The following is an 18294-nucleotide window of genomic DNA, read 5'->3' on the forward strand; positions in this document are numbered from 1 at the left end:
ATGAAAAAAAGCGTTATGTTTCTTGCTCTGGCAATGAGCTTACCGGCCGTGGCCGATGATGCCGGACAACTCAAAGCTAAGTTAGATGCCATTGCCGGTCTGAAAGCCGATTTCCAGCAGCAGGTTACAGATATTAATGGCAAACTTATTCAGCAAGGCACTGGCGAGCTCGCCTTGGCGCAGCCCAATCAGTTTTACTGGCATCTACAGCAGCCGGATGAATCTGTGATAGTGGCAGATGGCAAAGATGTTTGGATCTATAACCCGTTCGCCGAGGAAGTGAGCGTGCTGGCGCTGGAAAATGCCATTGCCGCTTCGCCCATGACGCTTTTAGTGCGCCGCGACGAGGCCAGTTGGGCCCGCTATAACATCACTCTGGACAAAGAGTGTTTCCAGATAGCACCCAAGACTGAAGAGGCCGGAGTACAGCAGGTCAGCGTCTGTTTCAATGATAATACTTTGACCCAACTGGCACTGAAAGACACTCAGGGTAATCTCAGTCAGTTCAACCTTAGCGGGCAACAGCCGTTGACAGATAGCGACAAGACACTGTTTAAATTTGAGGTTCCCGAAGGCGTTTCCATTGACGATCAGCGCCCAGGGCGGGAAGGTTAACCTTGTCCAGCCTGAGCTTTGATTTCGCCCCCGACTTTCGCCCTCTGGCTGCAAGAATGCGCCCGGCGACGCTTGAACAGTACGTAGGTCAACAACATCTGCTGGGACCAGGGCAACCGCTGAGACTGGCACTGGAGGCAGGAAAGGCCCATTCCATGATGTTCTGGGGGCCGCCGGGTACCGGAAAGACGACACTGGCAGAGCTGGTCGCTCATTATGCCAACGCTCACGTGGAACGAATATCTGCGGTCACATCCGGGGTGAAAGAGATCCGTTCGGCGATAGAACATGCCAAAAATGTGGCGCAATCGCGCGGCCAGCGCACCTTGCTGTTTGTCGATGAGGTGCACAGATTCAACAAGAGCCAGCAGGATGCTTTTCTGCCTTTTATTGAAGATGGCACTGTGATTTTTATCGGCGCCACCACAGAAAACCCTTCGTTTGAAATCAATAACGCTTTGCTTTCCAGGGTGCGGGTTTATCTGATTAAGCGTCTCGATGAAGACGAGATTGCTACCATAGTGACCCAGGCGCTCGCTGATGAAGAGCGTGGCCTTGGCAAACGCAGGTTGCAGATGCCGCAGGAGCTGATGGCCAAGTTGGCGACTCTCGCCGATGGTGATGCCCGCAAGGTTCTCAACCTGGTGGAGCTGATGAGTGACATGCTGCCGGACGGCGGTAGTTTTACCGAGGCCATGCTGGTGCAGGTAGCCGGTGAACAGTTGGCGGGGTTTGATAAGAATGGCGATCAATATTACGACCTGATCTCTGCCGTGCACAAATCGATTCGCGGCTCGGCGCCAGATGCGGCGCTCTATTGGTTTTGTCGCATGCTGGAAGGGGGCTGCGATCCTCTGTATGTCGCAAGACGCCTGCTGGCGATAGCCTCTGAAGATGTGGGGAATGCCGACCCTACCGCAATGACAGTCGCTCTCAACGCCTGGGACTGCTTTCACCGGGTCGGCCCGGCCGAGGGCGAGCGCGCCATCGCGCAGGCAATTGTTTATCTGGCCTCGGCGCCCAAGAGCAATGCGGTGTATACAGCCTTTAAGGCGGCCAGACAACTGGCCCGGGAAACCGGCCAGCAGCCTGTTCCCATGCATTTGAGAAACGCGCCGACCGAACTGATGAAATCCATTGGTGCCGGTGAAGGCTATCGTTATGCTCATGATGAGGCCAATGCTTACGCCGCCGGTGAATGTTATTTCCCCGAAGCCTTGGCCGAGAGTCGTTTTTATTATCCGACCGAGCGGGGATTCGAGAAACGGATCCGCGATAAGTTGGCGCAGCTTTGCCAACTCGACCGCCAAAGTGAGAACAAAAGGTATGATTAATCTGACCGTTGTCGCCCTTGGTGGTGCAACCGGCGCAGTTTTGCGCTACCTGATATCGATATTTGTGCTCCAGCTATTTGGCAGTGGTTTTCCTTTTGGTACACTGGCTGTTAATGTACTTGGCTCATTTCTGATGGGGATGCTCTATGCACTGGGAGAACTCAGTCATATCAGCCCTGAGATCAAGGCGCTGGTCGGTGTCGGATTTCTTGGAGCACTGACAACCTTCTCGACTTTCTCAAATGAAACCTTACTGCTGATACAGGGAGGTGAGTTGCTAAAGGCATTTCTGAATGTGGCGTTGAACCTGGGACTGTGCCTGGCCATGGTTTACCTGGGACAACTGCTGATTTTTTCACGCGTATAACTGATAAGACAAGTAGACATGTTAGATCCAAAATATCTGCGTAATGAACTCGCAACAACTGCGGAGCGCCTGGCGACCCGCGGTTTTATCCTCGATGTAGACAGGCTGACCAAGCTGGAAGAAAAGCGCAAGTCGCTGCAGGTGGAAACCGAAGAGCTGCAGGCCAGTCGCAATGCCATCTCCAAGTCCATAGGTCAAGCCAAGTCCCGCGGTGAGGACGTTGCTCCAATCATGGCGCAGGTAGGCGATCTCGGCAGCCAGCTGGACAGTAAAAAGCAGGAGCTGAGTGCGCTGCTCGAAGAGCTGGATGCTATTGCCATGAGCATTCCCAATTTGCCGGATGAATCTGTACCTGTGGGTTCAGACGAGAACGACAACGTGGAAATCCGCCGCTGGGGCACACCAAGGGAGTTCGACTTCCCGGTACGGGATCATGTGGATCTCGGTGAACAGCTCAAAGGATTGGATTTCAAGAGTGCCGTTAAGGTAACGGGTTCACGCTTTATCTTTATGCAGGGCCAAATTGCCCGTATGCACCGCGCTCTGGCGCAGTTCATGCTGGATTTGCATACTCAGGAGCACGGCTACACCGAATGCTATGTGCCTTTACTGGTCAACGAAGCCAGCCTTAAGGGCACAGGCCAACTGCCCAAATTTGGTGAAGATCTGTTTCACACCAAACCGGCCACAGAGGAAGGCCAGGGGCTTAGCCTGATCCCAACCGCCGAAGTGCCGCTGACTAACCTGGCCCGCGACACCATACTGGATGAGGCCGAGTTGCCTATCAAGTTGACTGCTCACACGCCATGCTTCCGCAGTGAAGCCGGCTCTTACGGTAAAGATACTCGCGGCCTTATCCGCCAACACCAATTCGACAAGGTCGAAATGGTGCAATTGGTGAAGCCGGAAGATTCTGAAGCCGCATTGGAACAGTTGGTCGGTCACGCCGAAAACGTACTGAAGAAGCTGGGTCTGCCACACAGAACTATCGTCCTGTGTACCGGTGATATGGGCTTTGGTGCCGCCAAGACCTACGACGTTGAAGTCTGGGTTCCGGCTCAAAATACCTACCGTGAGATCTCTTCCTGCTCTAACGTGCGTGACTTCCAGGCGCGGCGAATGCAGGCCCGTTATCGCTCCAAAGACGACAACAAGCCAAAGCTTATCCACACTCTGAACGGTTCTGGTCTGGCAGTTGGTCGCACGCTGGTAGCCATTTTGGAAAACTACCAGAATGCCGATGGCAGTGTCACAGTACCTGAAGCACTGCGCAGCTATATGGGTGGCATTGAAAAAATAGGTTGATGGGTGAGGTCATATGGATAAAGGTCAGCGCTACCTGCGCTGGCTTGCCTACGTGGCCGTCATCGCAGTTTTTTCTGCCCTGTTTTTAGCCACGCTCGGCAAGGCAGCCATGCTGGTATATGAGAATTTAAAATAGTTATTCTGCATAGTAAAAAGCCCCGAAGTTCGGGGCTTTTTTGTGTGCGAAATCGAGTTGCTCTAAATACACTTGGCCGGTTTGGGCAACCCGGCAATCTTGGTTGCCTGCTTGGCCGGCCCCATAGGGAACAGGGTGTAGAGGTACTTGGAGTTGCCTTTCTCCGGCCCCAGCGCCTGGCCGATTGCCTTGACCAAAACCCGGATAGCCGGGCTGGTCTTGTATTCAAGATAAAAGTGACGCACAAAGTTAACCACTTCCCAATGGGCAGCGGTCAGCTCTATATCTTCACCTGCGGCGATAACGGGCGCCAGCTCGGGCGTCCAATCGGAAACCTGCTTCAAGTACCCTTGAGGATCGGTCGCTATCTGCTTGTCATTGAATTGAATGAAATCTACCACGAAATAACCTTTGTATGAGCCAATGTCAGCGCTACCAGCGCCGGATAATCCAACTGTTCATAATTACCAAGAAAGTCTTCCAGCCCGCGGGCCTTAACATCATCAGCCACCAGCACCACTTTAAATGGTGATAGCGCCATGGCCCATTGACGTTTCAGCAGGGCGCTTACTGCATCGCCGGCCAGCAGAAACACATCTGTCTTACCGGCATATCTCAGTGCGCAGGACAGCGCAGTATCGCGCGCCGCCGATGTTTGTATTTGGTGTAATATCATCAGAAAACCATGACCTCATCGGCATCAAGCAGAGTCTGGCGGATCTGCTCGTTATCACAAATGGTGGCAGGAATAACCAGTTCGGTGCGGCCAAGTCCCAATTCCTGCAGCGATTGCTTGCAGACCAGCACAGTGTCTATGTCATAGAGCGGCAGCGCACCTAAGGTGGCGATATAATCCTTGCAGCCGATAAGCTCAGGTTGCTGCTGCTTCAGCAGCGTAAGCACGCCTTCATCGGTAAATATCAGGCTCACCTCTTGCTCGAAACTGGCGCTCAGCAGCGCCAGATCCAGGCCTTCGCGCCCGGAAGCCGAACCATGCGGAGCCCGGCGAAAAATAATGGCTATTTTCTTCATTAAAAACTCACCAGACGATCACTCTTTTCAAGCCCGGTGACCAACTCGCCAAGCCCTCCCATGGTAAAGCCAGCGGCCAGATTGGCACTCGCTTTGGCGTTGTCCTTGGCGTCCTGTGCTGAAAGCACACCGCGGCGCAGGGCGGCAGAGACGCAGTTCACCAGATTAAGCTGCCACTCCTTTGCCAACTGTTGCCATGCGGCAGTTAAGTCCAATTCGTCCGATGCCGGCGCGCATAGGGCATTGGACTGACTTACGCCGTCCTGATAAAAGAATACGCAGTGAACCTCATGGCCCGCTTGCAGCGCCGCCCGGGTATATTTGAGTGCATGGAAGCCGGCCGCCGGGCCGTAGACACTGCCATTCACCATAATAATAAGTTTGCTCATACCAAAAAAAATGACCCTGAATTAGGGCCATTTTAACCTATTTTCCATCCCGTGGGGATCAGTCATCGCCACCAACACCCATAAGGTGCAGCAGGCTGATAAACAGGTTGAGGAAATCCAGGTAAAGGGCGATAGTAGCGCGGATATAGTTGGTCTCACCCCCATTAACGATACGGCTGGTATCAAACAGGATAAAACCTGTCATCAGCAGGGCGATACCCGCATTGACCGCCATAAATACTGCGCCGTTACCGACAAATATATTGATCACTGCTGCGGCAATGACGACCACCAGACCAGCAATCAAGAAGCCGCGCATAAAGGAAAAATCTTTCTTGGTGGTCACGGCATAGGCCGACAGGGCGACGAAGATGGCTGATGTCAGACCAAAGGCCTGAATAATCAACTCAGGACCGTTACTCATGCCGGCGTAATGGTTGAGGATATAACCCAGAGACGCACCTTCCATACCGGTAAAGGCAAATACCCAAAAGATCCCGGCAGCGGAATCGGCTTTTCTCAGGGTAACGAACAGCAACACCAAGCCACCGATGGAAAGTCCCAGTGACATCATGGGGCCGATTCCCATCGCCATGGCGATGGCGGCACATACGGCTGAAAACCCTATGGTCATTGCCAGCAGCATGTAGGTGTTTCTGAGCATTTTGTTCACTTCCATAGTGGAAGTTTGGCTCGAATAAAGGGTTTGCTGAGTCATTTGCTTCTCCGAAGGTTGACTGACATAGCCAGGGTTAATGGCCCGGCTAGTTTCCATGTTAGAGCAGCTTAAACCTTATATGGTTCCGCTGCAGGTTTCCTGTTATAGATTGTGCCATTAAACACTGAATCCTTTATGAATTAAAGTCAGGCGAGCCACTCTCTGTGCAGTTTTTCGGTATCGCCCAGATAATCCAGTACCCATTTGAGCGCCGGTGACATCTTATTGGCATTCCAAGCCAGACAGCAGGAACTGGCCGGTAGCGGCGTTGCTAACTGTTTTTCCACCAAGGCTCCGGCGCGAATAAAGGGGCTGGCAAGGTGCACCGGCATATAGCCTATCCCCAAGCCTTCGCGGAAGCAGTTGATGGCACGGATCCAATCCGGCACCACCAAGCGGCGCTGATTGTCCAGCAACCAGGTGTGGCGCTTGGGGATCTCTCTGGAAGTATCGTCCAGGCAAATAGAGGGGAAGGGCCTGAGCTCTTCATCCTCCAGAGGCCGGTCTATGGCCGCCAATGGGTGAGACTTGCTCACCAAAAATGCCCACTCGATGTCGCCCATGTCTCTGTGATGGTAGGCGCCGCCGACCGGAATGGCGGTGGTCGCCCCTATGGCAACATCGCTGCGCCCGGTAGACAAGGCTTCCCAAACACCGTTGAACACCTCAATGCGAATGATCAGCTCCACATCGGTGAAGTGGCGATAGAAGTCGGCAATTAACACACTGATCCTGTCTGCCCTGACTATGTTATCCAAAGCGATGGACAGCGTCGGTTGCCAACCATTGGCCACCCGCTGGGTTTCCCGTTTCAGATCGTCCAGTTGCTTGAGCATGATCCTGGCTTCCTTGACGAAGTGAGCTCCGGCGGGCGTCAAACTGACGCTGCGGTGGTGGCGTTCAAATAGCACAACCCCCAGCTCTTCCTCAATCTGCTTAATGGCATAACTCACGGCGGAGGGCACCTTATGCAGCTTGTTGGCTGCGGCGGTGAAACTGCCAAGGTGAGAAACAATATCGATAAGTTGTAACGACTGTTCAGAAAGCATGGCGATTCCTTGCTGTGAGAATATTTGAAGGCATAAGTCAAAAATAAACGTTTCACCTCGATAGAGCAAGGCTTTAGACTGCACCGGCATTCATATTACTTTTATCTTAAGTTGTAACCAGGTTGTATATGACTCTTAAATATTTCATGTTTTTATGCTATCTCGCGCTTCTGAGCATGTTGGCTTTCATCGCGACCGACATGTATCTCCCAGCATTCAAAGCAATTGAAAGCTCTCTTGATGCCAGCGCTTCTCAAGTAGCCATGTCCTTGACCTCTTTCCTGGCCGGATTGGCCTTGGGGCAACTGCTCTACGGCCCTCTGGTGCAGCGTTTCGGTAAACGCAACTCACTGCTCGGTGGTTTGGCGTTGTTTGCCCTGGCGACAGTCAGTATAGGTTTCAGTGACAATATCATCATGCTCAACTGTGCCCGTTTCTTCCAGGCGATAGGCGTCTGCAGTGCTGCCGTCATTTGGCAGGCTTTGGTGGTAGAGCAGTATGATGCCAAAGACTCACAACGCATTTTCTCCAACATCATGCCCTTGGTGGCCTTGTCACCGGCATTGGCGCCCATTCTCGGCGCCAAGGTGCTTGGGCATCTGGGCTGGGAAGCGATATTTTTCATTTTGGCAGCGACGGCAACGGCATTGATGGCATTGACCATGGTGTTGGTTAAGCCGGCAAGCGAAGGCTCGGCCAAAGCTGAAGAAAAAGTGGCTTACAAGACCTTTTTCAACAACACAGGTTATTTGGGCAATGTACTCATCTATGGTGCATGTTCCGGGGCTTTCTTCGCCTACCTGACACTCTGGCCGATAGTGATGGAACAGCACGGCTACCAGGCAGATGCCATAGGTTTAAGCTTTATTCCGCAAACCATCATGTTTATCGTCGGTGGCTATGCCAGCAAGTTGCTTATCCGCAGGGTAGGCAGTGAGATGACGCTTAAACTGTTGCTGGCGCTGTTTGGTTTGTGTGTGCTGGCGATAGCCTTGGCGACTTTGGTATTCAAGGCGCAAACCATCTATCCACTGCTAATTGCGTTTTCTGTACTGGCCGCCGCCAATGGTGCCATTTATCCGATAGTGGTTAACAGTGCGCTGCAACATTTCAGTCAGTGCGCCTCCAAAGCGGCCGGTCTGCAAAACTTTTTACAGATCACCTTGGCATTCGGAGCATCAAGCCTGGTTGCTGTGTGGGCCACGGCCGGGGAAACTGCTATTGCCTGGGGGATCCTGGGGTGCAGTGTGCTGGTATTTGCTGGCTATAAACTGCGTCAGTTTGCCGACTGGTCGCAGGTGAGGGCAGGTTTTACCAAGCCGGATCCGGCGCGTTTGGCAATGCATGCAGAAGAAACACCTAAGGACTGAGTGCAGATTGAGCAAATAGATAAGACCATGACATTTTCTACTTTACAGTCTCAGACGCTCACTATAGTATTTGCAGCGTTCGGAGGGGTGGCAGAGTGGTTGAATGCACCGGTCTTGAAAACCGGCATGGGTTTATAGCCCATCCAGGGTTCAAATCCCTGCTCCTCCGCCATATTCAGAGAAGCCCGCTTGTGCAAACAGGCGGGCTTTTTCGTATCTTATTTTGATGATTGCCATTAGCCTGGTATGGGCGGTTAGAGGATGGTGGGTTTATAGCGCCGTCATGCAGGGTTCAAATCCCTGCTCCTTTGCCATATTCAGAGAAGCCCGCTTGTGCAAACAGGCGGGCTTTTTCGTCTCTCAGTTTTGATGATAGCTATTAGCCAGGTATAGGCGGTTAGCGGATTGCCGGGTTTATAGCGCCCTTATGCAGGGTTCAAATCCCAGCTCCTTTACCATATTCAGAGAGGCCGCTTGTGCAAACAGGCGGGCTTTTTCGTCTCTCAGTTTTGATGATTGCTGCTAGCTTGGCACCGCTTTGAGGATTGCTGGGTTTATAGCGCCGTCATGCAGGGTTCAAATCCCTGCTCCTTTGCCATATTCAGTGAAGCCCGCTTGTGCAAACAGGCGGGCTTTTTCGTATCTTATTTTGATGATTGCCATTAGCCTGGTATGGGCGGTTAGTGGATGGTGGGTTTATAGCGCCGTCATGCAGGGTTCAAATCCCTGCTCCTTTGCCATATTCAGTGAAGCCGGCTTGTGCAAACAGGCGGGCTTTTTCATTTTTTGATTAAGCAATAATGACGCCGATGGATTAATGCCGTTCACATTAAGTGAACGGCATTACGCATTGCGGACTTTTTTAGTATTTCAGGCTCGGAGCTACAGAACTTAGGTTAGCTATGTAGCAAGTGCCCGCAATAGAAGCCGGCAAACTAGCCACGGGATTTATCCCTTGAGATAGTCCAGCACCACTTGATGGTGATCTTTGGTCTTGAACTTGTCGAATCTGTGGCTGATGGTGCCGTCCTGGTCAATCAGAAAACTCAGGCGGTGCAGACCATCATAAACTTTGCCCATAAATTTTTTCTCGCCCCAGACGCCGAAGGCATCGGCTACTGCGTGATCTTCATCGCTGAGCAGAGTGAAGTTGAGCTCATGCTTATCGATAAACTTGCCCAGTCTCGCCACGGGATCAGTGCTTATTCCAAGCACGGTTACATTGAATTCGTCCAGTTCCGTCTTGCTGTCTCTGAGACCACAGGCTTGCACTGTGCAGCCCGGCGTCATCGCCTTGGGGTAGAAGTACACCAGTACCCGGCCTTTTTTCAGGCAATCTTGCAGTGAAACATTTTCATCGTTTTGGTTTTTAAGGGTGAAGAGTGGCGCTTTATCGCCTGCATTTAAGGTGTTCATGCGTTCAATCCTTTTGATCTTTATTTGGTATAAGTGGGATTCAATCGGCCTTGGGAACCGCAATTCCTTGCATACGTTTGATGTTGCAGGTCAGGGACATCTCTTCGGCCAAGGCTTGAATGCTGGTTTCCAGCTTATCCAATTCGACTTTTTCCGGGATATTGATGGCCAGGAAAACGTGCTGAGTCTGGCTGCCGTCCGGCAACTCTTCCGAATATGAGCGTACCGCACCGAGATCCAAAGATCTGTCTGCCAAAAACTGCGAGATGCGCTTCATGGTGCCACGCTGATCCTGACCATTGAAAGTCACTTCAATACGCGAGATATAATTTTGCGGCGTGTGCTTGGAGGTGCGCTTCATCACTGTCATCAGCTCAAGCTCGACACTGAGACTGGGAAGGCTGGTTTCTATCTTGGTAATGGATGCCCAGGAGCCGGACAACATCATAATTAGAGTAAACTCGTTGCCGAACAGCGCCATGCGGCTGTCGACTATGTCACAGTCGCAATCACTGGCTAATCTTGCCAGTTTGCTGACCAGGCCGGGACGGTCGGCGCCCATAGCGGTAACGACCAGGTAGTTGGTCATGAATTTTCCTCATATTTCCGGTATCATAGAGCGAAAACTCAGCCACTGTGAGCTGAGTTTTTTGTGCAGTCAACCATGCTACCACAACTTATTCGATTTGTTAGCCCTGACAGTGCTTGTCATTGGCTGGCTGCACCAGTACCATAGCGAATCCTGAAATCTTGGGGACATAAGATGATAAACGGAAGCATCGTAGCCTTAATTACGCCCATGCAAGGCGATGGCTCAGTGGATTTTGCAAGTCTCGAGCGTTTGGTGGAATTTCATATCAAACAGGGGACTGATGCCATAGTTGCAGTTGGTACCACAGGCGAATCAGCCACTCTGCCCATTCACGAGCACCTTGAAGTGGTGTCGCAAACCCTTTCTTTTGCCGCAGGTCGTATTCCCGTCATAGGCGGTAATGGTGCCAATGCCACCGCCGAAGCCATAGAACTGACCCGGGAATTGTCGAAACTCGACGTGGCCGCCATGTTGGGGGTTACTCCTTACTATAACAAGCCAACACCTAAAGGCTTGGTTGCCCATTATAAAGCGGTTGCAGCCAGCACGGATGTTCCCCAAATTCTGTATAACGTTCCCGGCCGCACTTCGGTTGACATGAAGCCGGAAACCGTTGCCCAGCTTTGTGATGTGCCCAACATCATTGGGGTGAAAGAAGCCACTGGCGACCTCTCCCGGGTGAAGCAACTGCGTGAGCTTTGCGGTGACGATTTTCTGCTGTTCAGTGGCGACGATGCCACGGCGCGTGAATTTTTGGCCCTTGGCGGCAATGGGGTGATCTCGGTTGCCAATAATATCGTCCCTAAGGCATTCAAGGCTATGTGTGATGCGGCGCTGCAAGGAAGATCCGTAGAGGCAAAAGCCATTGATGAATCCCTGAGCGGCTTGTACAGCGCACTCTTTTGTGAGGCAAACCCAATACCGGTTAAATGGGCGGTTCACCGTATGGGACTCATCAGCGAAGGCACAATTCGTTTGCCTCTGACTGAACTTTCCGAAGAGTTTCATGGTCTGTTGCTTAACGCAATGCAAAAAGCCGGGATAGAGGTTGAATAATTTAATGCTAAAGCAAGTTACCCCCTTAGTGATGGTTGTCGCTGTTACAGCCTGCAGTACGCCGATTGATCGTCGCCAGGCCAATGGCGACTTCGAATACGTAGATGCCGGCACTTCAGCACCTTTGGTGATCCCGGAAGGTTTGGACACTCCAAGATTCAGTAAAGAGTTTGAGATCCCGCAAGCGGGCGCCAAAAGCAATCCCGAGTTTGTCGGTGAAAAACTCGATATTCGTCCGCCTTTGCAAGTACTGCCTATGGCGGAAGGCACCCATGTGGAAGAGGGCAGTGACAACATTAAAGTGGTGGTTGAGTCCATTGACAACAGTGTTGATCTCAAACAGGAGATTTACAGTACAGTTAAGGGTTATCTGCAAAAGCAAAGCTATGGCGTTGTCTCTGAAGATTATGATAAAGGCTCTATCGAGACCGACTGGATTGAGACAGAGCAGGTGCTCGATTCTTCCTGGTTTGGCAGCGATAAAGTCTACCAACTGCGGCAGCGTTTTCGTTTTGATGTTGAAGTTCGCCCTCATGGCCGTACCGGTAATTTGCTGATCACACTTATCGACCACGAAGAGCATTATGACGGCTCAGAGCTGCCGGTATTGCTCAGCGGTGAAGACAAGCGCCGTTATACCATAGATATGCTCAACAGTGCTGTGGCCTATATGAGCCTCAAGCGTGAACAGATGATCAAGGCCAACCGCATCAAGCAGAGTCTGGGCATTGATATGTCACTGTCTCAGGGTGGTGACAGTGAGAGCTACTGGGTGGCCGATGCGCCCTTCAAGCGCACCTGGGATCGTCTACGGATAGTACTGCCGGAGCTTGGCTTGGAAGTCGTGGACATGGACTCAAGCAAAGGCTTGTTCTACGTTAATCTGAATGACAACTCCGGCTTCTGGAGTTCCTTGTGGGGCGATAACAAGTTGGCGCTCAAAGAGGGCAGTTATCGTTTGTTGCTGAAAGAAGATGCTGCCAACAAAGAACAGACTGAAATTCGTCTGCACGATGTGGCCGATCAGCCACTCGCGAATGAAACCATTGAAGCCGTTTATCAGAATCTGGCGGAGTTAATGCGCGAAGATCGCAAGGTGCGTTAAGCGCTTCTGGTTTATTGCTGCCGGTTTGATTGGAAAGGCGCCGAATTCGGCGCCTTTTTTATTGCTTGCCAGGCAATAGGGACTTTTAGCCACCAGAGCCCTTCGGCAGTATCAACTAACTCTTCTCTATAACCACTTAATTTGTAATGTTTTTGTGTAATCTTTATGCTGTGCATTCAGTTATACAGAACGAATGATGAAATAAGTCAGTCACTGCTTATATGGCCTTATGCAGAACACTCTTTGCTTTCTGTGGAATTAGGCGGCCGGTATCTCTGGCTGGTAGTGGTTAATGCAGATGTTTTGACTGTGTGTCTATCTATGTCAAATAAATGTAATTTGTAAGTAAAAGTAAAACGTATTGAAGCCGATAAGTCGCAGGGTAAACTGTTTTACCCATAAAACTCTGTACCTTCGGACAATCAATGAAAAAAACAATACTCCTAGTGGTACTACTGGCGGCCGCTGCCATTGGTTATCAGCAATGGCATCAGCAGCAAGCCCCGGCGGAGAAAAAGGCCCGCCCGGTACCCAATGTTGTGGTGTATAAGGCCGCCATTCAGGCCGTAAGGGATGAAGTGGAAGCACTTGGTACCTCCAAGGCTTATGAATCAGTAACCATCACCCCTAAAGTCAGTGATGTGGTGACCTTGATTCGTTTCGATGATGGTCAGATAGTCAAGCAAGGACAGCTACTTGCTAAACTGCAGGACGCCGAGCAGCAGGCCAGGGTGGAATTGGCCAGGATCAAGGTGCGGGAGAATACCCGTGAGTTTGACCGCATCAGCTCGCTTGTCACCAGCAAGACAGTGGCTGAAACCGAACGCGACCGACTGCAAACCCTGATAGAAAGTGCCAGGGCCGAAGTCGAACAGGCCCAGGCGGCACTGCGGGACAGGCAGATCACCGCCCCCTTCAACGGTCGCCTGGGATTACGCCAAGTCTCGGTCGGTAGCCTGGTGACCCCGGGCGTGGTGATCACCACCCTGGATGATATCTCGGTTATCAAGTTGGACTTTTCGGTTCCCGAGCGGTTTATTCAGGACTTGTTGCCGGGCAAAATCGTGGAAGCCCGTGCGGTAGCCTATCCGGATAAGCTGTTTCGCGGCAAGGTTGTTTCTATCGACAGCCGGGTTAACCCTACCACAAGGGCAGTCGTGGTGCGCGCCGAAATCCCCAACCCGGATGGTCAACTGCTGCCGGGTATGTTGATGAAAGTGAAGCTTATCAAGCAAAACCGTGAGGCATTACTGCTGCCAGAGTCGGCTATTATTCCTATTCAAAACCGCCACTACCTCTATCTGGCCAACAGCGAAGGTGTGGTAGAACAGCGACAGGTCACCATAGGGCTGCGCAGCCGTGGCTGGGTGGAAATTCTCGAAGGCGTCGAGCTGGGTGAGCAGGTGATCATTCGCGGGATCCTCAAGGTCCGTCCCGGTGACAAGGTCAAGGTGGAGTTCAAGGAACATTTCAGCTTCCTGACGGCTGAAGAGGCGAAGACCACAGCATGATACTGACAGACATTTCCGTTAAACGACCGGTTTTGGCTTCGGTCATCAGTCTTTTGTTGATCGCTTTCGGTCTGGTGTCCTTCGGTAAGTTGCCACTGCGCGAATATCCGGATATTGACCCACCGATAGTCTCGATAGATACCAGTTATCGCGGCGCCAGTGCCTCCGTGGTGGAAAGCCGGATCACTCAACTGATTGAAGACAGGATCAGTGGCGTTGAAGGCATACGCCATATCAATTCATCCAGTACAGACGGCCGCTCTTCCGTGGTGCTGGAATTTGATATCGACCGCGATATTGAAGCCGCGGCCAACGATGTCCGCGACCGTATTTCAGGTTTGCTCGATAACCTGCCGGAAGAGGCCGATCCGCCGGAAGTACAAAAGGCCAATGGCGGTGATGAAGTGATCATGTGGCTTAATCTGGTGTCGGATCAGATGACCACTTTGCAACTCACCGATTATGCCCGTCGTTACCTCACCGACAGATTCTCCGTCATCGACGGGGTAGCCAATATGCGTGTCGGTGGCGGCAAGGTCTACGCCATGCGGGTCTGGATTGACCGCCAGGCGCTGGCAGCCCGTAACCTGACGGTGGCCGATATCGAAGCGGCGCTACGATCGGAAAACGTCGAACTGCCGGCCGGCTCCATCGAATCCAAAGAGCGCCACTTTACCGTGCGGCTTGAGCGTAGCTTTCGCACCGCCGAAGACTTTGCCAACCTGGCGCTGACCCAAGGGGGCGACGGTTACCTGGTTAAGCTCGGAGATGTAGCTCAGGTCGAAATCGGCTCGGAGGAAGAGCGGATCATGTTCCGCGGTAATGGCGAGGCCATGATAGGCCTTGGGGTCTCCAAACAGTCTACCGCCAATACTTTGGAAGTGGCGCGGGCAGTGAATAAACTGGTGGATGAGATCAACCCGACTCTGCCCCAGGGGATGGAGATCAAACGCTCCTACGACAGCTCGGTATTTATCGAAGCCTCTATCGACGAGGTTTATCAGACGCTGTTTATCGCCATTATTCTGGTGATCATCGTCATCTACCTGTTCCTTGGCAGTGTGCGCGCCATGTTGATCCCGGCGCTAACTGTGCCCGTATCCCTACTAGCCACTTTTATCGTGCTTTACGCCTTGGGATACACAATTAACCTCTTGACCCTGCTGGCGATGATCCTGGCCATCGGCATGGTGGTGGATGATGCCATCGTGATGCTGGAAAACATTCACCGCCGTATCGAAGAGGGCGACAGTCCACTGAAAGCCGCTTTCCTCGGCGCCCGAGAGGTGGCCTTTGCGGTTATCGCCACTACGGCGGTATTGGTGGCGGTATTTATGCCGATCACCTTCCTTGATGGCGATCTCGGCAAGTTGTTTAAAGAGTTTGCCGTCACCATGAGTGCTGCCGTGTTGTTTTCCTCGATAGTGGCCCTGACACTCAGCCCCATGATGTGTTCCAAGCTGCTTAAACCCGCGAGCCAGGATACCTGGCTGATGCGCAAGGTCGATAAGGGAATGAACGCTCTGGCAGGCTTTTACAGCCGCAGTCTTACCGGCGCCATGAAGCATCCCTTGTTGGCTTCCCTTTTGGTGGTGGTGGCTCTCGGGGCCAGTGCCTACATGGTTAAACAGATCCCGCAGGAGTTTGCTCCTCAGGAAGACAGAGGCTCAATGTTCCTGATGGTCAATGGCCCGGAGGGCGCCAGCTATGAATATATTGAAGCCTATATGAACGAGGTGGAACAGCGTTTGATGCCTTTGGTCGACAGCGGCGAAGTCAAACGTTTGTTGATCCGTGCGCCTCGCGGTTGGGGCGGCTCGGCCAACTTCTCCAACGGTATGGCGATCATAGTACTCAATGATTGGGGCCAGCGCCGTCCCGCCAAGGAGATCATCAATGATATCCGTGGCAGGCTTGCCGATCTCGCCGGTGTCAGGGCATTTCCAGTGATGCGCCAGGCCTTTGGCCGCGGTGTCGGTAAACCTGTACAGTTTGTCATTGGCGGCCCCAGTTATGAGGAGCTCGCCAGATGGCGCGACATTATGCTGGAAAAAGCGGCGGAAAACCCCAATCTGGTCGGTTTGGATCATGACTACAAGGAAACCAAGCCTCAGCTCAGAGTGGTCATCGATAAAGACAGGGCGGCGGATCTCGGGGTCTCCATTGCTCATATAGGGCGTACACTGGAATCCATGTTGGGTTCACGCCTGGTAACCACCTTTATGCGCGACGGTGAAGAGTATGATGTGATCATTGAAGGCAACCGCGAAAGCCAGAACACCGCCTCGGATATGCAGAATATCTATGTACGCTCAGATCGCAGCAAGCAGCTGATCCCGCTCTCGAATCTGGTGACCATTGAGGAGTTTGCCGACGCCAGTCAGCTCAATCGCTACAACCGGATGCGGGCGATAACCCTGGAGGCCAGTCTGGCGGAAGGTTATAGCCTGGGTGAGGCGCTCGATTATCTCAATGATTTGGCCCACACCTATCTACCGGCAGAAGCCTTGATAAGCTACAAAGGCCAGTCGCTCGACTATCAGGAGTCCGGCAGCTCCATGTACTTCGTGTTTCTGTTGGCGCTGGGAATTGTGTTCCTGGTATTGGCGGCGCAGTTTGAAAGCTATATCCACCCCATGGTGATCATGCTGACTGTGCCGCTGGCAACCGTGGGCGCCTTGGTGGGCCTGCTGCTGACCGGCCAAAGTCTGAATATCTACAGCCAGATAGGCATCATCATGTTGGTAGGGCTGGCGGCCAAAAACGGCATTCTTATCGTCGAGTTTGCCAATCAGCTCAGAGATAAGGGACTTGAGTTCGACGCCGCTATTTTGCAGGCAGCCAACCAAAGGCTCAGACCGATACTGATGACAGGCATAACCACGGCCGCCGGCGCCGTTCCTCTGGTGCTTGCCGAAGGTGCCGGCGCCGAGACCCGTTTTGTTATTGGTGTGGTGGTGCTCTCCGGCATCTTGCTGGCTACAGTGTTTACCCTATTGGTGATCCCTGTGGCTTACTCACTATTTGCCCGCCGGTCCAGCTCACCGGAAGCGGTGGCTCAACAGTTGGAAAAGGAACTGGCAGAATAACTCTATAGAGCCCAAGTGCCAGCTTGGGCTCTGCAGCGCTTGGAGAATAAAAGCCTTAAGGTCTTGTTTTTGTTATTGGAAAGGCCGGTGAAATACAGGGGATTACTTCAAAACGATAACCATAAAGGGTTTGGTGATCCTGCTGGATTTGCAGTAACTCATAATCATTAAGCTCAACAGCATGGGCTGACTCAGCCAACTGACAGCGGCTACGGCCATCTGCCTCCATACCGAAAGCGAAATCCGCTACCAGTTGTCTCACTTTTTGGCGATAGGCCGCGGTAAACCTTGAATAAACTGCAGCTTCCTCCTCGGCTTTAACCGACTCAGGACGATCAGCGTTATCCTCATTAATGGCGTTTTCCTCGTGAGTTTCATCCTTCAAATTCACATGGTCAGTGTTATCAGCGTCAGCTTTCGATTGGTTAGTATTACTCAATTGCTTATTGTCCGGTTTGAATTGACCATTGAAGGAGAAACTCACGCCATCATCATCAAGTCGAACACGGCTCTCAATAAAATGTTCCATATCTATCAATAACATAAGATGATGAAGGATTAAAAAAGACAATGTGAGTCTGACAAATGCTGTACTGACGGGATAAGCGTATTTCGGCTGCCACTTGAAACCAATGAGCCCTACCAATTTAAGCAATAATAGGCCTGCCAGATAGAAAGGTAACAGCATTTGTAATAATAACAAGGCGATACTACTGGTGATAACCATCCAAACCGGGAGTTCAAGTAACAGGGCAAAGTTATGCGTATAGTTAAAATGTGCCGCAGAAACCCCTGTGACTTCATTAACTATGGCACCACTGCTGGCCAGGGAAAAGTTGGCAATGGTGGCATAAAATAGCAGTATCATGGCTTTGCCGGCTAATGAATGCCACAGCTTGTTAAATAATGGCCAAAACTCAATAATCAATGCACTTACCGTCAGCAAAGTTGGTAATGCCGGATGGTCTTCATAAAGCGGTAAGCTGAAAAGGGCCAGCAGATAGAGCTTTTGAGCTATGGTTAATTTGGCAAGTCGCTGGCTTATCTCTGAGTGAAATCGACGGGTAAAAGCTAAAAACTGGTGTACTATTGGACTGAACCACCGACTAACCTGAAGTATTCTCATTAAAACTCACTGATTGAGCAGCATAGGATATTGTTGCAATGCTACCAAAATACAACCATTGCGCAACATAACTCTTTGAGGACA

The 18294-nt window shown here is 51.8% G+C and carries 19 protein-coding genes and 1 tRNA gene; 11 read left to right on the forward strand and 9 right to left on the reverse strand.

Annotation, left to right across the window (positions count from 1 at the left end; all coding sequences use genetic code 11):
• The 5 genes from lolA to SIL79_RS16245 are packed head-to-tail and all read left to right on the forward strand — an operon-like array spanning position 1 to position 3757.
• A complete protein-coding gene (lolA, locus tag SIL79_RS16225) occupies positions 1-615 on the forward strand; it encodes an outer membrane lipoprotein chaperone LolA (protein WP_039032973.1) in 615 nt (204 codons plus the stop codon).
• Positions 616-617: 2 nt separating this feature from the next.
• Positions 618-1949: a replication-associated recombination protein A gene (locus tag SIL79_RS16230; RefSeq protein ID WP_039032972.1), complete on the forward strand. Its 1332-nt coding sequence runs from the start codon at positions 618-620 to the stop codon at positions 1947-1949.
• Positions 1942-2316 (forward strand): fluoride efflux transporter CrcB, encoded by a 375-nt coding sequence (gene crcB / locus SIL79_RS16235; RefSeq protein WP_039032971.1) that lies wholly within the window; start codon positions 1942-1944, stop codon positions 2314-2316. Before SIL79_RS16230 ends, crcB begins: the two co-directional genes overlap by 8 nt.
• An 18-nt stretch (positions 2317-2334) precedes the next feature.
• Positions 2335-3621, forward strand: coding sequence for a serine--tRNA ligase (gene serS / locus SIL79_RS16240; protein WP_039032970.1), 1287 nt, complete (start codon positions 2335-2337; stop codon positions 3619-3621).
• A 13-nt stretch (positions 3622-3634) separates the two neighbouring features.
• Positions 3635-3757: a hypothetical protein gene (locus tag SIL79_RS16245; RefSeq protein WP_025009737.1), complete on the forward strand. Its 123-nt coding sequence runs from the start codon at positions 3635-3637 to the stop codon at positions 3755-3757.
• 62 nt (positions 3758-3819) lie between these two features.
• On the opposite strand, the gene SIL79_RS16250 is transcribed toward SIL79_RS16245, so the two are convergent.
• The 6 genes from SIL79_RS16250 to punR all read right to left on the reverse strand — a co-directional run bounded on the left by SIL79_RS16250 (position 3820) and on the right by punR (position 6945).
• Positions 3820-4158, reverse strand: a complete 339-nt coding sequence (locus tag SIL79_RS16250) for a TusE/DsrC/DsvC family sulfur relay protein (protein WP_039032969.1) — start codon at positions 4156-4158, stop codon at positions 3820-3822.
• Complete coding sequence (tusB, locus tag SIL79_RS16255) at positions 4152-4433, reverse strand: sulfurtransferase complex subunit TusB (protein ID WP_025009739.1); 282 nt, start codon at positions 4431-4433, stop codon at positions 4152-4154. The genes SIL79_RS16250 and tusB overlap by 7 nt, the downstream gene beginning before the upstream one ends.
• A complete protein-coding gene (gene tusC, locus SIL79_RS16260) occupies positions 4433-4789 on the reverse strand; it encodes a sulfurtransferase complex subunit TusC (RefSeq protein ID WP_039032968.1) in 357 nt (118 codons plus the stop codon). Before tusC ends, tusB begins: the two co-directional genes overlap by 1 nt.
• Complete coding sequence (gene tusD / locus SIL79_RS16265; RefSeq protein WP_039032967.1) at positions 4789-5178, reverse strand: sulfurtransferase complex subunit TusD; 390 nt, start codon at positions 5176-5178, stop codon at positions 4789-4791. The genes tusC and tusD overlap by 1 nt, the downstream gene beginning before the upstream one ends.
• Positions 5179-5236: 58 nt before the next feature.
• A complete protein-coding gene (locus tag SIL79_RS16270) occupies positions 5237-5896 on the reverse strand; it encodes a Bax inhibitor-1/YccA family protein (RefSeq protein ID WP_039033033.1) in 660 nt (219 codons plus the stop codon).
• A gap of 146 nt (positions 5897-6042) precedes the next feature.
• Positions 6043-6945, reverse strand: coding sequence for a DNA-binding transcriptional activator PunR (punR, locus tag SIL79_RS16275; RefSeq protein WP_039032966.1), 903 nt, complete (start codon positions 6943-6945; stop codon positions 6043-6045).
• A gap of 128 nt (positions 6946-7073) precedes the next feature.
• Between punR and punC the strand changes: the two genes are divergently transcribed.
• Together punC and SIL79_RS16285 are read left to right on the forward strand one after the other, a co-directional pair.
• Positions 7074-8315 carry a purine nucleoside transporter PunC gene (gene punC / locus SIL79_RS16280; RefSeq protein ID WP_234500649.1) on the forward strand — a complete coding sequence of 414 codons (1242 nt, stop codon included), beginning with the start codon at positions 7074-7076 and terminating at the stop codon, positions 8313-8315.
• An 81-nt stretch (positions 8316-8396) separates the two neighbouring features.
• Positions 8397-8487, forward strand: a tRNA-Ser gene (locus SIL79_RS16285).
• Positions 8488-9263: 776 nt separating this feature from the next.
• Here the strand turns inward: SIL79_RS16285 and bcp are convergent.
• The gene (gene bcp, locus SIL79_RS16290; RefSeq protein ID WP_039032964.1) at positions 9264-9731 is read right to left on the reverse strand and encodes a thioredoxin-dependent thiol peroxidase; all 468 of its coding nucleotides are present in this window, start codon (positions 9729-9731) and stop codon (positions 9264-9266) included.
• Between the two features lie 40 nt (positions 9732-9771).
• The gene (locus tag SIL79_RS16295; protein WP_025009712.1) at positions 9772-10320 is read right to left on the reverse strand and encodes a glycine cleavage system protein R; all 549 of its coding nucleotides are present in this window, start codon (positions 10318-10320) and stop codon (positions 9772-9774) included.
• 174 nt (positions 10321-10494) lie between these two features.
• Between SIL79_RS16295 and dapA the strand changes: the two genes are divergently transcribed.
• From dapA to SIL79_RS16315, 4 genes are all read left to right on the forward strand, one after another.
• Positions 10495-11379 (forward strand): 4-hydroxy-tetrahydrodipicolinate synthase, encoded by an 885-nt coding sequence (gene dapA, locus SIL79_RS16300; protein ID WP_039032963.1) that lies wholly within the window; start codon positions 10495-10497, stop codon positions 11377-11379.
• A gap of 4 nt (positions 11380-11383) precedes the next feature.
• Positions 11384-12484 (forward strand): outer membrane protein assembly factor BamC, encoded by a 1101-nt coding sequence (gene bamC, locus SIL79_RS16305; RefSeq protein ID WP_039032962.1) that lies wholly within the window; start codon positions 11384-11386, stop codon positions 12482-12484.
• Positions 12485-12909: 425 nt separating this feature from the next.
• Positions 12910-13995 carry an efflux RND transporter periplasmic adaptor subunit gene (locus SIL79_RS16310; protein ID WP_039032961.1) on the forward strand — a complete coding sequence of 362 codons (1086 nt, stop codon included), beginning with the start codon at positions 12910-12912 and terminating at the stop codon, positions 13993-13995.
• Entirely contained in the window at positions 13992-17084 is a 3093-nt protein-coding gene (locus tag SIL79_RS16315; protein ID WP_071475554.1) for an efflux RND transporter permease subunit, read from the forward strand. Before SIL79_RS16310 ends, SIL79_RS16315 begins: the two co-directional genes overlap by 4 nt.
• Positions 17085-17139: 55 nt before the next feature.
• Here the strand turns inward: SIL79_RS16315 and SIL79_RS16320 are convergent, their stop codons facing one another.
• Positions 17140-18210 carry a hypothetical protein gene (locus SIL79_RS16320; protein WP_319619560.1) on the reverse strand — a complete coding sequence of 357 codons (1071 nt, stop codon included), beginning with the start codon at positions 18208-18210 and terminating at the stop codon, positions 17140-17142.
• Positions 18211-18294: the final 84 nt, after the last annotated feature.

Origin of the sequence: Shewanella indica, from assembly GCF_033842865.1 — a bacterium.
Classification (GTDB): domain Bacteria; phylum Pseudomonadota; class Gammaproteobacteria; order Enterobacterales; family Shewanellaceae; genus Shewanella; species Shewanella indica.

What these genes read in the sequence shown, in the direction of transcription:
- lolA (WP_039032973.1), top strand. Translation starts at nt 1, where the DNA reads ATGAAAAAAAGCGTTATGTTTCTTGCTCTGGCAATGAGCTTACCGGCC.
- crcB (WP_039032971.1), top strand. Translation starts at nt 1,942, where the DNA reads ATGATTAATCTGACCGTTGTCGCCCTTGGTGGTGCAACCGGCGCAGTT.
- serS (WP_039032970.1), top strand. Translation starts at nt 2,335, where the DNA reads ATGTTAGATCCAAAATATCTGCGTAATGAACTCGCAACAACTGCGGAG.
- SIL79_RS16245 (WP_025009737.1), top strand. Translation starts at nt 3,635, where the DNA reads ATGGATAAAGGTCAGCGCTACCTGCGCTGGCTTGCCTACGTGGCCGTC.
- tusB (WP_025009739.1), bottom strand. Translation starts at nt 4,433, where the DNA reads ATGATATTACACCAAATACAAACATCGGCGGCGCGCGATACTGCGCTG.
- tusC (WP_039032968.1), bottom strand. Translation starts at nt 4,789, where the DNA reads ATGAAGAAAATAGCCATTATTTTTCGCCGGGCTCCGCATGGTTCGGCT.
- tusD (WP_039032967.1), bottom strand. Translation starts at nt 5,178, where the DNA reads ATGAGCAAACTTATTATTATGGTGAATGGCAGTGTCTACGGCCCGGCG.
- SIL79_RS16270 (WP_039033033.1), bottom strand. Translation starts at nt 5,896, where the DNA reads ATGACTCAGCAAACCCTTTATTCGAGCCAAACTTCCACTATGGAAGTG.
- punR (WP_039032966.1), bottom strand. Translation starts at nt 6,945, where the DNA reads ATGCTTTCTGAACAGTCGTTACAACTTATCGATATTGTTTCTCACCTT.
- punC (WP_234500649.1), top strand. Translation starts at nt 7,074, where the DNA reads ATGACTCTTAAATATTTCATGTTTTTATGCTATCTCGCGCTTCTGAGC.
- bcp (WP_039032964.1), bottom strand. Translation starts at nt 9,731, where the DNA reads ATGAACACCTTAAATGCAGGCGATAAAGCGCCACTCTTCACCCTTAAA.
- SIL79_RS16295 (WP_025009712.1), bottom strand. Translation starts at nt 10,320, where the DNA reads ATGACCAACTACCTGGTCGTTACCGCTATGGGCGCCGACCGTCCCGGC.
- dapA (WP_039032963.1), top strand. Translation starts at nt 10,495, where the DNA reads ATGATAAACGGAAGCATCGTAGCCTTAATTACGCCCATGCAAGGCGAT.
- bamC (WP_039032962.1), top strand. Translation starts at nt 11,384, where the DNA reads ATGCTAAAGCAAGTTACCCCCTTAGTGATGGTTGTCGCTGTTACAGCC.
- SIL79_RS16310 (WP_039032961.1), top strand. Translation starts at nt 12,910, where the DNA reads ATGAAAAAAACAATACTCCTAGTGGTACTACTGGCGGCCGCTGCCATT.
- SIL79_RS16315 (WP_071475554.1), top strand. Translation starts at nt 13,992, where the DNA reads ATGATACTGACAGACATTTCCGTTAAACGACCGGTTTTGGCTTCGGTC.
- SIL79_RS16320 (WP_319619560.1), bottom strand. Translation starts at nt 18,210, where the DNA reads ATGAGAATACTTCAGGTTAGTCGGTGGTTCAGTCCAATAGTACACCAG.